Annotated in this window: 16 protein-coding genes and 1 tRNA gene; 11 read left to right on the plus strand and 6 right to left on the minus strand. The window is 64.9% G+C overall.

Annotated elements, in window-relative coordinates; translation table 11 throughout:
• Nucleotides 1-13: 13 nt before the first annotated feature.
• Nucleotides 14-1,108, plus strand: coding sequence for an HD-GYP domain-containing protein (locus JQ572_RS15810; RefSeq protein WP_211383952.1), 1,095 nt, complete (start codon nt 14-16; stop codon nt 1,106-1,108).
• 54 nt (nt 1,109-1,162) lie between these two features.
• On the opposite strand, the gene JQ572_RS15815 is transcribed toward JQ572_RS15810, so the two are convergent.
• A complete protein-coding gene (locus JQ572_RS15815) occupies nt 1,163-2,743 on the minus strand; it encodes an ATP-dependent acyl-CoA ligase (RefSeq protein ID WP_211383953.1) in 1,581 nt (526 codons plus the stop codon).
• Nucleotides 2,744-2,967: 224 nt separating this feature from the next.
• The gene (locus JQ572_RS15820; protein ID WP_211383954.1) at nt 2,968-3,378 is read right to left on the minus strand and encodes a VOC family protein; all 411 of its coding nucleotides are present in this window, start codon (nt 3,376-3,378) and stop codon (nt 2,968-2,970) included.
• Nucleotides 3,379-3,503: 125 nt separating this feature from the next.
• Here JQ572_RS15820 and JQ572_RS15825 point away from each other — a divergent pair, with 125 nt between their 5' ends.
• The gene (locus JQ572_RS15825; RefSeq protein ID WP_211383955.1) at nt 3,504-4,478 is read left to right on the plus strand and encodes a Bug family tripartite tricarboxylate transporter substrate binding protein; all 975 of its coding nucleotides are present in this window, start codon (nt 3,504-3,506) and stop codon (nt 4,476-4,478) included.
• A gap of 130 nt (nt 4,479-4,608) precedes the next feature.
• Here the strand turns inward: JQ572_RS15825 and JQ572_RS15830 are convergent, their stop codons facing one another.
• The gene (locus JQ572_RS15830) at nt 4,609-5,856 is read right to left on the minus strand and encodes a S1C family serine protease (RefSeq protein ID WP_211384215.1); all 1,248 of its coding nucleotides are present in this window, start codon (nt 5,854-5,856) and stop codon (nt 4,609-4,611) included.
• A gap of 202 nt (nt 5,857-6,058) precedes the next feature.
• On the opposite strand from JQ572_RS15830, the gene JQ572_RS15835 reads away from it, so the two are divergent.
• The 5 genes from JQ572_RS15835 (at nt 6,059) to JQ572_RS15855 (ending at nt 9,083) form a co-directional block, all read left to right on the plus strand.
• Complete coding sequence (locus JQ572_RS15835; protein ID WP_211383956.1) at nt 6,059-6,676, plus strand: hypothetical protein; 618 nt, start codon at nt 6,059-6,061, stop codon at nt 6,674-6,676.
• Nucleotides 6,663-7,037 carry a winged helix-turn-helix domain-containing protein gene (locus JQ572_RS15840; protein WP_211383957.1) on the plus strand — a complete coding sequence of 125 codons (375 nt, stop codon included), beginning with the start codon at nt 6,663-6,665 and terminating at the stop codon, nt 7,035-7,037. The genes JQ572_RS15835 and JQ572_RS15840 overlap by 14 nt, the downstream gene beginning before the upstream one ends.
• Before the next feature lie 29 nt (nt 7,038-7,066).
• Nucleotides 7,067-7,807 carry a di-trans,poly-cis-decaprenylcistransferase gene (locus JQ572_RS15845; RefSeq protein WP_211383958.1) on the plus strand — a complete coding sequence of 247 codons (741 nt, stop codon included), beginning with the start codon at nt 7,067-7,069 and terminating at the stop codon, nt 7,805-7,807.
• A gap of 165 nt (nt 7,808-7,972) precedes the next feature.
• Nucleotides 7,973-8,506 (plus strand): GNAT family N-acetyltransferase, encoded by a 534-nt coding sequence (locus JQ572_RS15850; RefSeq protein WP_211383959.1) that lies wholly within the window; start codon nt 7,973-7,975, stop codon nt 8,504-8,506.
• Between the two features lie 88 nt (nt 8,507-8,594).
• A complete protein-coding gene (locus JQ572_RS15855; RefSeq protein ID WP_211383960.1) occupies nt 8,595-9,083 on the plus strand; it encodes a Crp/Fnr family transcriptional regulator in 489 nt (162 codons plus the stop codon).
• Here the strand turns inward: JQ572_RS15855 and JQ572_RS15860 are convergent.
• Nucleotides 9,022-9,849, minus strand: coding sequence for a metallophosphoesterase family protein (locus tag JQ572_RS15860; RefSeq protein ID WP_211383961.1), 828 nt, complete (start codon nt 9,847-9,849; stop codon nt 9,022-9,024). The two genes, JQ572_RS15855 and JQ572_RS15860, sit on opposite strands and share 62 nt — an antisense overlap.
• A gap of 168 nt (nt 9,850-10,017) precedes the next feature.
• Between JQ572_RS15860 and JQ572_RS15865 the strand changes: the two genes are divergently transcribed.
• The 4 genes from JQ572_RS15865 (at nt 10,018) to JQ572_RS15880 (ending at nt 11,989) form a co-directional block, all read left to right on the plus strand.
• The gene (locus JQ572_RS15865; protein ID WP_211383962.1) at nt 10,018-10,704 is read left to right on the plus strand and encodes a DNA-3-methyladenine glycosylase I; all 687 of its coding nucleotides are present in this window, start codon (nt 10,018-10,020) and stop codon (nt 10,702-10,704) included.
• A 28-nt stretch (nt 10,705-10,732) separates the two neighbouring features.
• On the plus strand, nt 10,733-11,026 hold the full coding sequence (locus tag JQ572_RS15870; RefSeq protein WP_211383963.1) for a DUF1330 domain-containing protein: 294 nt from the start codon (nt 10,733-10,735) through the stop codon (nt 11,024-11,026).
• A 206-nt stretch (nt 11,027-11,232) separates the two neighbouring features.
• Nucleotides 11,233-11,526 carry a hypothetical protein gene (locus JQ572_RS15875; protein WP_211383964.1) on the plus strand — a complete coding sequence of 98 codons (294 nt, stop codon included), beginning with the start codon at nt 11,233-11,235 and terminating at the stop codon, nt 11,524-11,526.
• Between the two features lie 253 nt (nt 11,527-11,779).
• Nucleotides 11,780-11,989 (plus strand): hypothetical protein, encoded by a 210-nt coding sequence (locus JQ572_RS15880; RefSeq protein WP_211383965.1) that lies wholly within the window; start codon nt 11,780-11,782, stop codon nt 11,987-11,989.
• A gap of 92 nt (nt 11,990-12,081) precedes the next feature.
• Here the strand turns inward: JQ572_RS15880 and JQ572_RS15885 are convergent.
• Both JQ572_RS15885 and JQ572_RS15890 read right to left on the minus strand, forming a co-directional pair.
• Nucleotides 12,082-12,158 (minus strand) — tRNA-Arg (locus tag JQ572_RS15885).
• 59 nt (nt 12,159-12,217) lie between these two features.
• A complete protein-coding gene (locus JQ572_RS15890) occupies nt 12,218-13,273 on the minus strand; it encodes a sensor domain-containing diguanylate cyclase (protein ID WP_211383966.1) in 1,056 nt (351 codons plus the stop codon).
• Between the last annotated feature and the right edge of the window lies 1 nt (nt 13,274).

Here is a 13,274-nt window from a genome sequence, read left to right on the forward strand (position 1 = left end):
TTTTGGGGAAGCCATGAACGCGCCAGCCAAATCCGCCGCCAAACGCCGGCTTCTGCTCGCCTCCGACCGGAGCGACGAGAGCACCGAGCTCGCCAGCATCCTGAAGGCGGTCGGCGAGGTCTCGACGGTGACGACGCAGGAGATTCCCGAGCAGCCCTCGCGCGATCTCTCCGGCCTCGTGGTCGACATCAACCTGCGCTCTCCCGAAAGCGTGCAGCGGGTGCGCAACAAGCTGCGCGGCGATGCCTATCGTTCGATGCCGCGGCTGTTCGTGCTCGCCGATGCCCTGCATCACGGCACCATGCAGGCCTGGGCGCTGGGCGCCACCGACACGATCTCGCGGCCGCTTCAGCCCGACGCTATCCTGCAGCGCATCCGCGCCGCCTTCCCCGACACCGCCGTCTACGACGCGACCGATCGCGGCAAGACGCTCAACCGCGGCGTCGAGGCGGCGCATGCGGTGCTGAAGAAGATGTTCGATAAGCTACCGCTCGGCGTGCCCCTGACCTTCGACGACGTCATCGCCGCCGAGACCAAGATCCTGAAGGCGATCAAGCACTCCTCGCTGCGCGAGTGGCTCACCACGGTGGGCTGCCACCACGTCGGCAGCTACCGGCACTGCCTGTTCGTGACCGGCTTTGCGGTCTCCTTCGCGCAGCACCTCGGCATGCGCGAGGACGACCAGCGCCGGCTGACCCGCGCCGCGCTGCTGCACGACGTCGGCAAGGCCTTCGTTCCCTCCGCGCTGCTCGACAAGCCCGGCAAGCTCACCGACGAGGAGATGACCGAAGTCCGCCAGCATCCGCGCCGCGGCTATGACGCGCTCGCCGCCCAGGGCGGCTTTCCGCCGGAGATGCTCGACGTCGTGCTGCATCACCACGAATTCCTCGACGGCTCCGGCTATCCCAACGGCCTGTCGTCGAACCAGATCAGCGATATCGTGCGGGTCACTACCATCGTCGACATCTACGCCGCGCTGGTGGAAAAGCGCGCCTACCGCATGCCATTCACCCATTCGCGTGCGTTCGCGATGATGGAAGGCATGGGCGGCAAGCTGGATCAGCAGCTGTTGCAGGCGTTTCGTCCGGTGGCGCTGGGGTCGTTCTGAGTTTTGTCGTCCCGGCCCTCGTGCGCAATTGCGCACCAGGCCGGGATGACATCCTCACCCCACCATCTTCCTCAGCTCCGCCTTCGCGACCTTCTCCAGCGTCGAGCGCGGCATGTCGTCGACCAGCCTGATCTCGCGCGGCACCTTGAAGTCGGCAAGGCCGGTGCGGCAGGCCGCCATCACGCGATCATGCAGATCGGGGGCTGCGCCCGCGACGCCGCCCTGCGGGATGATGAAGACGACCGGCACCTCGTCCAGCATCGGATGCGTCTTCGCCACCACGGCGGCCTCGCGCACGCCGGGGACGAGTGCGATCACCTGCTCGATCTCGGATGCCGCCACGTTCTCGCCGCCGACCTTGAGCATGTCCTTGCTGCGGTCCCCGAAGCGGATGTAGCCGTTCTCAAGCCGCACCACGCGATCGCCGGTGAGAAAGAAGCCGTGCTCGTCGAAGCTTTCGCGCGTCGCCTTCTCGTTGTGCAGATATTCGGCGAACAGCGACAGGCCGGCGATGCCCTTGATCGAAAGATTGCCGGTGTCGCCGACCTCGGTCGGCCGCCCGTCATCGTCGGTGATGCGGATCTGGTATTCGCTCGCGGCGCGGCCGATCGACATCGGGATGTTGGGCTGATCGACCTCGCCGACGATGCCGTGGGTGATGGTCTCGGTCATGCCCCACCAGCCGATGATCTTGACGCCGAAGGCGGCGAAGGCCGGCGGCTCGTTGATCGCCGAGCCCCACAGCCGGAATTTGTGGTCCGTCGGGATCTCCTGCTCGAGCAGCGCCTTCATGCAGAACGGAATCGTCGAGGTCCAAGTCGAGCCGTGCTCGCGCGCGGCGCGCCAGAACCGGCTGGCGGAGAAGCGGGGCTGGATCACGCAAGTCGCGCCGACCCACAGCGTCGCCAGCATCGAATAGGCCAGCGCATTGGTGTGGAACAGCGGCAGGTAGGCCTGGTGCACGTCGCCGGCGTGCAAATCCTCGTGCGCGGCGTTGACCTTGGCGCCCCACAATGCGTTGGCGTGGGTCCACAGCACTGCCTTGGGGCGCGATGTCGTGCCCGAAGTATATTGCACGCTGCACGGCGCGAAAGGATCGGTCGCGCGCCTGGGACGGTCGGCGCTGTCGGCGAACAGCGATTCGAAACTGTCGCCGCGCGAGATCGCCTGCGCCGGTGCCGTGCCCGCATCGTGCGAGGTCACCGCCATCCAGCGGATGTTGCGGCAGTTCTGCGCGACGATCTCCGCATAGGCCGGCTGCGTGATCGCGGCGACCGCGCCGCAATGATCGGCGAAATAGTCGATCTCGGCCGGTGCCGAGCGGGTATTGGTGGTGACCGCGATGGCGCCAAGTTCGACGCAGGCGAACCAGGCCAGCAACGCCTCGATGCAATTGTCCAGGTGAATGAGCACGTATTCACCTGGCCTGATGCCGCGCCTGGCAAGCCCCGCCGCGAGCGCGCCGACCCGCTCGTGAAACTCGCCATAGCTCCAGTGCCGCGCGGGCGCGTCGAACGGCGCCCAGATCAGGAACGGATGTGAGCTGCGCACCTCGGCCCGCAGCTTCAGCAGCCAGGGCACGTCGAGCCCGTCGAACGGACCGACGATTCCGGCCGTGGCTTGTTGAATTGGCATGGTTCCTCCCGTGCAGCCTGCATCTTGATGGCGGCTGCCCTTTGATGATTGCGTCTTCCTGCCATCGGATGGCGCGGGGAGCAAATCGGGGCAGTCTCTCCGCCGACATTGCGAGGAGCCCTTGCGACGAAGCAGTCCAGTCTGCCGCTGCGGGGGCATTTCTGGATTGCTTTGCTTCGCTCGCAATGAAGGTACTTGGGACGCCAGCGAACGCCCCGAACGCGCTAATCCGCGTACGACGAAATCTCGATCAGGCTCCCATCGGGGTCCCGGCAATAGACCGAGCGCAGCGTGCCGCGGGCGCCCTGCTTGGGAGCCGGGCCCTCCTCGATCGCGACGCCATGTGCCTGCAAATGCGCCACCACCTCGTCGGGCGTGGCGGAGGTGAGAAAGCACAGATCCTCGCTGCCGGCGGTCGGGTGGTCGGCGGTGAACCACTCCACCTTGTCGGCGTCACGCGGCCGGACGTTGATCTTCTGGTTACCGAATTGCAGCGAAGTCCGCGGCGCTTTGCCGCCGCCGGGGTCGAACAGCTTGACTTCCATCCCGAGAATCCTGCCGTACCACGCAGCGGTCGCTGCGACGTCGGCGACGTTGATCACGAGATGATCGAGGGCTTCGACCTTGACCGGCATGGCTTATCCTTTCGTCGTGATATGCCCCGTGCACTTTCCGCCTGCGGCAAGCTTTGTTACAACTGCCTCGACGCCTCTTTCAAGCTATCCGGCTTTCAAGAACAACACGTGGGAGAACCCTTGAGATGATCACTCGCCGTACCGCGCTGAGCCTGCTCGCCGCCAGTCCGCTTGCAGCCAGCCCGCTGTCGAAGGCTCTTGCCGCCGATTATCCGGCCCGGCCGGTGAAATGGGTGGTCGGCTATCCGCCGGGCGGGGCCACCGACATCCTGGCGCGGCTGATCGGCCAGCGGCTGTCGGAGAAGCTCGGCCAGCAATTCGTGATCGAGAACAAGCCGGGCGCCGGCAACAATATCGGCACCGAATCGGTGATCAATGCCGAGCCCGACGGCTACACGCTGCAGCTGGTCAATCCGGCCAACTACATCAACGCCTCGCTCTATACCAATCTGAAATTCAATTTCGTGCGCGACATCGCGCCGGTCGCCTCGTTCCAGCGCGTGCCGAACGTGATGACCGTCAACAAGGACGTGCCGGCCAAGACCGTCGCCGAGTTCATCGAATACGTGAAGGCCAATCCCGGCAAGGTCAACATGGCCTCGTCCGGCAACGGCACTTCGGTGCATCTGTCCGGCGAGATGTTCATGGCGATGACCGGCTGCAAGATGCAGCACGTGCCCTATCGCGGTGCGGCACCTGCGATCACCGACATGCTCGGCGGCCAGGTCCAGGTGATCTTCGACAACATGCCCTCGATCATCCAGCACATCCGCTCCGGCAGCTTGCGCGCCATCGCCGTCACCACCGCGGAGCGCTCGCCACAACTGCCCGACGTGCCGACGATCGGCGAGACCGTGAAGGGCTATGAGGCGAGCGCGCTGTTCGGCATGGGTGCGCCGAAGAACACGCCCAAGGAGATCATCGCCAAGCTGAACAGCGAGGTCAACGCGCTGATGAAGGAGCCGGACATGACCAAGCGCCTGGTCGAGCTCGGCGGTGAGCCGCGGGTGCAGACGCCCGAGGCGTTCGGCGAGGAGATCAAGGCCGAGACCGAGAAGTGGAAAAAGGTGGTCGAGTTCGCCGGCTTGAAAGTCGATTAGCGATGTTGCGATGACCGGGAATGGAGCCCTGCCGCAAGGCAGGGCTTTTTTCTTGCGTGCCTTGCCGCCTTGATCCGGAATGAAACGGTGCGGCGAAACGCGCAGCTGTATGGCGCGCATGAACCCGGCCTTACCGCTTCGCCTCGGCCTGCTCGGTCCCGTTGCACGAGATCAGCACCGTATATGACCGCGCATTGCCGGCGATGTCGGTGGTCTTGAATTCGCCCTTCGGCTCCGCGGTCTGGTAGGGCACCACGGAGTTGTCGAGGAAGTCGCGCAGCGCACCGGTCTTGATTGCGAAGTTGATGTTTTCAGGGATGTTGCCGGTCGCAGCGGCGATCCGTAATCCGTCGAGCTTGCCCGTGACCACGCCCACGATCTGTCCGCTGGTATCGAACAGCGGGCCGCCGCTATTGCCGGGCTGCACGGGCGCGCTGATTTGCAGGAAACGCGAATCGTTGCGCAGGCCGCTGAGCGAGCTGACGATCCCGGTCGTCACGGTGAAATCCGACGTCAGCAGCCCGTGGAAGGGAAAGCCGATCGCGACGATGGAATCGCCGGAGCGGATCGAACGGTCGCGAATCCGGGCGAAGTCCTTGAACGCCGTCGCCGACGGCGCCTGCAGCAGAGCGAGATCGTTGTTGGCATCGCTCGACACCACGCGCAGCACCATCGCCGCTTCGCCGGTGAGATTGCCCTTGATGTCGCCAACGCAGCCGTCAATCACATGATTGTTGGTGACGACGTGCCCGTTGGAGCTGACGACAAAGCCTGTGCCGCTCTTGGTTCGAGCAGACTTGCTGCCGGTTGCCGGTGATGCCTGCTTGTCCGGCGCGGCCTGCGGCTTGGCGGCAATCCTTGTAAAGTCGCCGGCCTTGTCCAGTCCGTCGACTTTAACTCTGGTGACACAATTGGTCACCGCGGCCACCAAAGGCGCCGTTGATGTCAGGCTGAATTGAAAGGGTGTGCCCCTCGCCACGGCTACCATCAGGCTCGCCTTCTGGAGGGCGCGAGCGACGTTGGCGGGCAGAACTGCGGAGACCATGACCTCGGAAAACGCCGTCCCGAAGAGCCTCGCCTCGGTCTGGCCATCGAAGGTTACGTCGATCGTCAGGTTCTCGCCCTTCTTGAAGCGAAATGCTGGATTGGCAAAGCCGAGCAGCCAGGAGTTGTTTGCATCCTGGCCAACAAGCAAAGTGACGCCGTTGGCGTAAGGTGTGCTTGCAGCGCAGTGTGAGAATGCGCCGGTCGAATCATTGGAAAAGGCGCCGCCGTTCCAGTTGCCGACGTGGATGGAGCCGAACGGCCCCGCCGCATGCGCCAAGCTGACGACGGCCAATTGCAACGAAGACGCGACGACGAATGACTTGAGCCACATACCAGCCCCCCGGAAATGCTTTTGCCTCCATCTTATCCGTGGGAGGTGGTGCCACGCAACCGCCAGTTGTCTGTTCGGGCGCAGTCTCCTTGCCGCGAGTTTCGGGCTTGCATTTACTTTGCCTTGCCGTATACTTTGCAATACAAAGTGAGGGGATCAGCGGTCCCGAAAAGCGTGGGCGGAGTGGGGCTTGGCGTTGCCAATGCGCGATCTCGACAAGGCACTGGCCGACATCGTGGCGATCCGCAGCCAGATCGCGGCGGGCACGGCGTTCCGCGGCTACGGCCCGGCGACGATGGCCGCGACCGGCGCGGTCGCGCTTCTCACCGCGATCCTGCAATTCTGGCTGCTCGGCGATCCCACCGGCGAGCCGCTCGGCTTCTTTCTCGGCTGGTTCATTGCCGCCGTGCTCTCCGTCCTGGTGATCGGCATCGAGATGCGCGCGCGCTCCCGCCGGCATCATTCCGGCCTTGCCGATGCCATGATCCACCAGGCGGTCGAGCAGTTCCTGCCCGCAGGCGTTGCCGGCGTGCTGCTTGCGGTGGTGGTGTGGAAGTTCGCAGGCGAGACGCTGTGGCTGCTGCCGGGCCTGTGGCAGATCCTGGTGTCGCTCGGCATCTTCGCTTCCGTCCGCTCGCTGCCGCGCACCGTCGCGCTGGCCGGCGCCTGGTATTTCGTATCAGGCTTTGTGGTGGTGGTGCTGGCGAGCCGAACCCATACGCTGTCACCATGGACCATGGGACTGCCCTTCGTGATCGGGCAGTCGATGATGGCGGGCATTCTGTATTTCGCGTCCGGAGACCATGATGTCGAAGATTGACAGCGCACCCTTCTCTTACGAGGGACTGGATCGCGTGATCCACGAGAAGGCGAGGCTCGGCCTTCTGACCTCGCTGATGGCGCATCCTAAGGGTCTGGCGTTCGCCGACCTCAAGCAGCTCTGCGGCCTCACCGACGGCAATCTCAGCCGGCATCTCGGCGTGCTCCAGGAAGCCGGCCTCGTCGAGGTGACCAAGGGTTATGAGGGCAATCGTCCGCACACGACCTGCCGCCTCACCAAGGCCGGCCGCCGCCGCTTCCTCGACTATCTCGCCGTGCTCGAGCGCCTGGTGCGCGACGCGGCGAAAGCCGCCGGCCGCGAGGCGCCGCCGCTCGGCCGTCTCGGCATCATTTCGACCTGATCCCCCTTTTTTTGACCGGAGACTTTGCGATGCAAAGTGGCGCTATGTCCTGCGACGAAAAGCTTCACGTCGGTATCATCATGGACGGCAACGGACGATGGGCGACACGCCGCAACCTGTCGCGCGTACGCGGCCACGAGGCCGGCGTCGAGACGATCCGCCGCATCGTCGAGGCCGCGCCCAAGCAGGGCATCGGCACGCTGACGCTCTATGCGTTCTCCACCGACAATTGGCGCCGGCCGAAGGCCGAAGTCGCCGCGCTGATGACGCTCTTGCGCTTCTATCTCGCCAACGAGGTGCAGAGTCTGGTGAAGAACGGCGTGCGTCTCACGGTGATCGGCCGCCGCGACCGCCTGCCCGACGGCATCGCCAATGCGATCGCACGCGCGGAAGACGCCACTGTGCAAGGCAGCACGCTGCACTTGCGCATCGCGGTCGACTATTCCGCGCGCGACGCCATCCTCGCCGCGGCGGCGAAGGCGGCGGCGCTGACGAGCCTCACCCGCGAAGCCTTCTCGCAGCTCGTCACCGGCGAGGCGGGTTTGCGCGACGTCGATCTCATCATCCGCACCTCGGGCGAGAAACGGCTGTCGGACTTCCTGCTCTGGGAAGGCGCCTATGCCGAGCTGCACTTCACCGAGCGGATGTGGCCCGAATTCGACGCGGCCGATCTCGCCGCGGCCCTGGCCTCCTTCCATGGCCGCGAACGCCGCTTCGGCGGCCTCCAGGCGATCATGCCGGAAGAGGTGCCTTCACTCTCTCGGGCGTGACGCAGCGCGGGGCGCGAGGCCGCGTGAGCGCGGCCCGTATGTGACGCACGGCCCAGGGCGACGTATTGTTCGTTTTCGGCCGCAAGATTGGCAGCACCGTCCAAGCGGCAATTGCGCGGTCTCGGCTAGGTGTGCATTCGACGCAACCTGCCGAGAGCCTCGCGCATGTCACAGCTATCTCTGGATGCCGCTGTCGAGCCGAATGAGACGAGAGATGCACTCTGCATCAGGGTCGCCAATGCCTCCGATGTTGAAAGCCTCTCGATCTATTTCACGGGCCTTTCCGCGACAACGCGCAACAGGCGCTTCATGGGCGCGCGGGCGGACTTTGCCGTGGTCGCGGCCGAGTGCCTGACAAAGACCAGCGGTCCCGATCATTTTACGCTGCTCGCCGAGCTCACGCAGGAGGGGCAGAGCGCAATCATCGGCGAAGCGCTCTACGCCTACGATGCGACCGCGCGGCACGGCGAGTTTGCCATCTCGATCGCCGACGCCTTCCAGCGCAAGGGCCTTGGCTTCCAGATGATGACCGCAATGGAGCGGCGCGCGAGCGATCTCGGTCACGAGATGATTGCGGCCGAGACTGCGCGGGCCAATACCGAAATGCGGGGTCTTGCGAAGAAAGCGGGCTTCGCCGATACCGGCCTCGGTGACTGGCAGTCGGTCCATCTCGCCAAGCGCCTGTCGCGGGTGCCGTAGCCGCGTTGATTTGCCGCGTGGCACGGATCGTGCTCTAGTATGTGCTCTGGTATCGCCGGGTATCCCCGGCGATGGGAGCTTTCGCAAGATGCGCGCAGTTCTGGATCATTGCACCGGCGGAACGGAGCGGCCGGTCGCGGCCGGCACGCTCGTCGTCACCGAGGGCGGCACCAGCAGCGGTCACCTCTACGTGCTCGTGGAAGGCAGGCTCGAAGTGCTCAAGGGCGACACGGTGGTCGCGACCATCGTCGAGCCCGGCGCGGTGTTCGGCGAAATGTCCGTGCTGCTCGGGCTGCCGCATACCGCAACGGTGCGCGCCGCCAAGGATTCGGTCATCTACGAGTTTGAGGACGCGGCGTCATTCCTCATAGAGAAGCCGGAGGTGGCGCTGCTGCTCGCGCGCACGCTGGCCCAGCGGCTCAACGTCGCCAACACCTATCTTGCCGATCTGAAGCGGCAATATGCCGGTCATGGCACTCACCTCGCGATGGTCAGCGAGGTGCTTCAGAGCATGATCAACCTGCCGCCGCTTGAGGTCTCGCCAGGCTCGGATCGACAATCCGATCCAAGGATGTGAGCCAGTCCGGCGGCTCCTCGACATGGCAAGCCGGTCGCTTCAGCGGCGCGGCGAGATCGATCCACTGCGCTTCGCCCGCCGCCAGCCAGAATGCCTTGTTCGCATCGAGGTCCAGCACGATATGCGTCGGCGGCCGGCCCGGTTGCAGGCCGGTATTGAACACCCAGGTCTGGCCCAGCCGGTCGAACCACGAACCGTCGGGGATGAAGGGCGACTGATGCACGTGGCCCGAGATCACCATCGAGGGCTGGTACTGCATGATCCATTGCACCAGCTCGACATCGCCGAAGAAACGCTTGCCGCCCCAGCTCGTCGGTGAATTCGCCGGCGGCGCATGATGCACCCAGATCCAGCGCTGCGGCCGGCTGACGGCGGCGTCGCGCAACTGGTCGGCGAGGCGCTGCTTGACCATCGGCCCATCCCACCACGGGCACACCGTGAACAGCGTGTCGCCGAGGGTGAGGTCGTCGCCGTCGCAGGCAATGCCCAGCTCGCGCACCTCCGAGATCCAGCGCGAGATCTTCTCGCCCTCCGCATTGCGCTCGTCGAGGTCGTGATTGCCGGAGCAGAGGATGACGCGGGTGGTGTCGGCAAGAAGCGTCAGGTACTTCTTCACCACCACGATCTGCGCGCGGAAATCCACCATCGAGCCGATGTCGAGCGCATCGCCGGCGAAGATCACGAGGTCGAATTGCGGAGCCGCGCTGACCAGCCAGTCGAGCTGCGGCAGTGAATAGTGCAGGTCGGCCACGACCAGGCAGCGCATTGAAAATCCGTTTGCGAGATTGAAAATGTCTGGGAATTGCAAAATGTCGTAAGGCAAGAAGCAGACCAGCACGGCCGCCGCCTCCCGTCAATCGCGGGGCTGGACCGGTTCGTCGAATTCTGATGTCGTGTCTGAAGTCTTGGCGCACCCTCACCCGCTCGTGTCCGCATGACCTCTTTCAAGACCATCCGTGCCCGCGCCGAGAAGCGCAAGGGCGGACCCAAGGCGCTGGACAGGCTGATGCCCGACAAGCCCGACCTGAAGAGGCTGGCGAAGCTTGGCGACGACCGCATCCTCGCCGAGATGACGAGGCGCGTGTTTTGCGCGGGCTTTGCCTGGAGCGTGATCGAGACGAAATGGGACGGCTTTGAGGACGCGTTCCTGCGCTTCCAGCCGGCCGAGCTCACCTTCCAGCCCGAGGATTATTGGGAGGGCCTGCTGCGCGACGCGCGCATCGTGCGCAACGGCGCCAAGATCATGTCGGTGCGCGACAATGCCGCCTTCGTGCAGGCGATCGCGAAAGAGCACGGCAGCTTCGGCAGATTTCTGGCGAAATGGCCGCCGTCCGACGAGATCGGCCTGCTCGATCTCCTCACCAGGCGCGGCAGCCGTCTCGGCGGCAACACCGGCCAGATGCTGCTGCGCTTCGTCGGCTGGGACGGGTTCGTCACCTCGAAGGACGTGGTGGCCTGCCTGCGCGATGCGGGTCTCGACATTGCCGAAGAGGTGAAATCGAAGGGCGATCTAGCCAAGGTCCAGGCGCAGTTCAACGCCTGGGCCGAGGAGACCGGTCTGTCCTACACATATCTGTCACGTATCTGCGCGCTGTCGGTGGGCGAGAACCGAAGCGAGTAGCGGGTCACTGGAAATCAGGAGAACAGGAATGGCCAAAGCCTATTGGATCGCCGCCTACCGTGCGATCAAGAACCCCGACGCCATGGCGGCCTATGCCAAATTGTCGCGTCCGGCGATCGAGGCGGCCGGCGGCCGTGTGCTGGCACGCGGGATGCCGGCCGCGGCCTTCGAGCTCGGTCAGATGGAACGCGTCGTTCTCATCGAGTTCGACAGCGTCGAGAGCGCCAGGGCTGCCTATGCGAGTCCGGCCTATCAGGCCGCTCACGACCTGCTCGGAGACGGTGCCGACCGCGACATCCGGATCGTAGAAGCCGTCGACTAGCGCTGTCCCCGCGCAGATCTTGTGTATCCTGTGGCGATCTCGTGCCGCGCGCGCGGCAGATGCGGCGCGCGATCACGAAATGCATTTCTGTCGGAACATTTGTGCGCAGCACCCGTTCGGGAGCTTGAGCCAGGCGAACATCGGCGCAGGGAACACCCGCTCTGGCTCGGCTCAATGAAACCGACATGACAGAAACGGAGCAGCTCATGAAGCTCACATCCGAACAGGTGAAGCAGACCGTCAACCAGCTCGGCGCTCAGGTGCTGCCCGACGAGCATCCCGCCATGCCGCAGCTCAACAGCATGTTCGGCGAGCACACCTTCTTCGTCGACGAGATGGGACTGAAGGTCCTCGAGCCCGCGGCGTCGCCCGGTGCCGACCGCGAGAGCGGCGAAGTCGTCAGCCTTGCCGACTGGGGCGATTCCGACCTGACGCGCCTGATGGCGCACGAACCCGAGCCGACCGGCGTGATCGTCGTGTTCGGGCACATGAGACATTGATCGGCTCGGCGGATCGACCTTCGGTGGCGAGTCTGAAAATCCCGCCACCGTCCCTTCGCACAGCGAGCGCGCTGTGCGGCTTTCTGCATTCGCCGAGAGTCCCGTCGGTTCGGCCCAGATGCCGAACGTCGGCTGCGGCTCCGTTGAATTGAGGTTCCCGACCATCCATGTTGGATGCATCAAAGAGCAATCTCAGGCTTGTGAGTGGCAAGCATGGGCACGCGATCTAATATGAATCTGCGGAGGACAGCCAATGCAATACAGCTCCGAGTTCATTCAGACCATGCGTCGGGCGCTAGAGGCCGTGATGGCGAGCGTGCCCTCTGATCAATCGGTCTTCGGCCTGAAAGCGGCCGTAGCCGAATGCATCCTGAAGGCGGCCGCACACGGTCAGACGTCGTACGACGGACTGGTGACGTCGGCTTCCGACCAGATCCAGGCGATCATCTCGATGCTGACCTGAGCGTGTCCTCGGCTGAGCAGACGATGCCTCCAACGCGAGCTATCACAAGGACAACTCGGGTGAGGGTGCCTCCAGCGCGCAACGGAAGAGACTGGCGCACCCGACACGATTCGAACGTGTGACCTTTGCCTTCGGAGGGCAACGCTCTATCCAGCTGAGCTACGGGTGCAACGAGGCTTCATGTAGCCGATTGGCGAGGGGCGGGCAACCGCTTCCCGCTGCACCCCGCTAGGCCGTTTTGCGCCGGAAAGGCGCCGGAACCGCCGCGGGATCCCGCCCGAGGCCGGCGAATTCGGCGAGCACGCGTTCGGCGCAGATGACACGGTTGCGCCCGAGCCGTTTGGCCGCATAGAGCGCCTCGTCGGCCGCGCCCAGCAGTCGGTCGGGGCCGCCGTCGGATTCGCCCGGAATGTGGCTGGCGACGCCGACGCTGAGGGTGACGTGGTCGGCGGCCCCCTCGGCGCCGTGGGCGATCCGCAAGGCCATGACGGCGCTTCGGATCTCGTCGGCGATGGTGCAGGCGGCGTCGCAATCCATGTCCGGCAGGATCAGCGCGAATTCCTCCCCGCCATAGCGGCTGGCGAGGTCGAGCGGGCGCACGGCATGGCGGCTGACGACGGCGGCGACCGCGCGCAGGCATTCGTCGCCGCTCTGGTGGCCGTGCCGGTCGTTGAACAGCTTGAAATGATCGACATCGACGAACAGCAGCGCCATCGGCTTCCGCGTCCGCTGGGCGCGGGCCCATTCGCTCATCAGCATCTGGTCGAACGAGCGGCGGTTCGACAGGCCGGTCAGCCCGTCCTTGGTGGCAAGCTCCTTCAACGTCATCTCGGCGCGCTTCTGGTCGGTGAGGTCGCGCAGCGTCTCCACCACGGCGATCAGGTGGCCGGCCTCGTCGTGGATCGGGCCGGCGTCGATGGCGAGATAGAGCTGGCTGCCGAGCTTGGGCATCACGCACCAGTTCTCGGCGCTGAAGCCGAGTCCGTTATGGCCGCGCGCCGCATATTCCGAATAGAACTCGGGAAGTTGTTCGGGACGGTCGAGCGCGACGAGATCGGCGAGGCAAGGGCGCCTGGTCTCGTAGAAGGCCTGCCAGTGTTTCGTCGTGCCGATCACCTCGGAGGCGGCGACCCCGGTCAGCCGCTCGCAGGCCCGGTTCCAGATCACGACGCGACGCTTCGGATCGATCACGAAAGTCGGCACCACCAGATGCTGCATCAGCCGCACGGCATAGGAATCCGCAACGTCGACGGTCTGGGCTGAAGTTTTGCTCGGCTTCGCCATC

Origin of the sequence: Bradyrhizobium sp. SZCCT0153, from assembly GCF_018129995.1 — a bacterium.
Taxonomy (GTDB): Bacteria; Pseudomonadota; Alphaproteobacteria; order Rhizobiales; family Xanthobacteraceae; genus Bradyrhizobium; species Bradyrhizobium japonicum_G.

What these genes read in the sequence shown, in the direction of transcription:
- JQ572_RS15810 (WP_211383952.1), top strand. Translation starts at nt 14, where the DNA reads ATGAACGCGCCAGCCAAATCCGCCGCCAAACGCCGGCTTCTGCTCGCC.
- JQ572_RS15815 (WP_211383953.1), bottom strand. Translation starts at nt 2,743, where the DNA reads ATGCCAATTCAACAAGCCACGGCCGGAATCGTCGGTCCGTTCGACGGG.
- JQ572_RS15820 (WP_211383954.1), bottom strand. Translation starts at nt 3,378, where the DNA reads ATGCCGGTCAAGGTCGAAGCCCTCGATCATCTCGTGATCAACGTCGCC.
- JQ572_RS15825 (WP_211383955.1), top strand. Translation starts at nt 3,504, where the DNA reads ATGATCACTCGCCGTACCGCGCTGAGCCTGCTCGCCGCCAGTCCGCTT.
- JQ572_RS15830 (WP_211384215.1), bottom strand. Translation starts at nt 5,856, where the DNA reads ATGTGGCTCAAGTCATTCGTCGTCGCGTCTTCGTTGCAATTGGCCGTC.
- JQ572_RS15835 (WP_211383956.1), top strand. Translation starts at nt 6,059, where the DNA reads ATGCGCGATCTCGACAAGGCACTGGCCGACATCGTGGCGATCCGCAGC.
- JQ572_RS15840 (WP_211383957.1), top strand. Translation starts at nt 6,663, where the DNA reads ATGTCGAAGATTGACAGCGCACCCTTCTCTTACGAGGGACTGGATCGC.
- JQ572_RS15845 (WP_211383958.1), top strand. Translation starts at nt 7,067, where the DNA reads ATGCAAAGTGGCGCTATGTCCTGCGACGAAAAGCTTCACGTCGGTATC.
- JQ572_RS15850 (WP_211383959.1), top strand. Translation starts at nt 7,973, where the DNA reads ATGTCACAGCTATCTCTGGATGCCGCTGTCGAGCCGAATGAGACGAGA.
- JQ572_RS15855 (WP_211383960.1), top strand. Translation starts at nt 8,595, where the DNA reads ATGCGCGCAGTTCTGGATCATTGCACCGGCGGAACGGAGCGGCCGGTC.
- JQ572_RS15860 (WP_211383961.1), bottom strand. Translation starts at nt 9,849, where the DNA reads ATGCGCTGCCTGGTCGTGGCCGACCTGCACTATTCACTGCCGCAGCTC.
- JQ572_RS15865 (WP_211383962.1), top strand. Translation starts at nt 10,018, where the DNA reads ATGACCTCTTTCAAGACCATCCGTGCCCGCGCCGAGAAGCGCAAGGGC.
- JQ572_RS15870 (WP_211383963.1), top strand. Translation starts at nt 10,733, where the DNA reads ATGGCCAAAGCCTATTGGATCGCCGCCTACCGTGCGATCAAGAACCCC.
- JQ572_RS15875 (WP_211383964.1), top strand. Translation starts at nt 11,233, where the DNA reads ATGAAGCTCACATCCGAACAGGTGAAGCAGACCGTCAACCAGCTCGGC.
- JQ572_RS15880 (WP_211383965.1), top strand. Translation starts at nt 11,780, where the DNA reads ATGCAATACAGCTCCGAGTTCATTCAGACCATGCGTCGGGCGCTAGAG.
- JQ572_RS15890 (WP_211383966.1), bottom strand. Translation starts at nt 13,273, where the DNA reads ATGGCGAAGCCGAGCAAAACTTCAGCCCAGACCGTCGACGTTGCGGAT.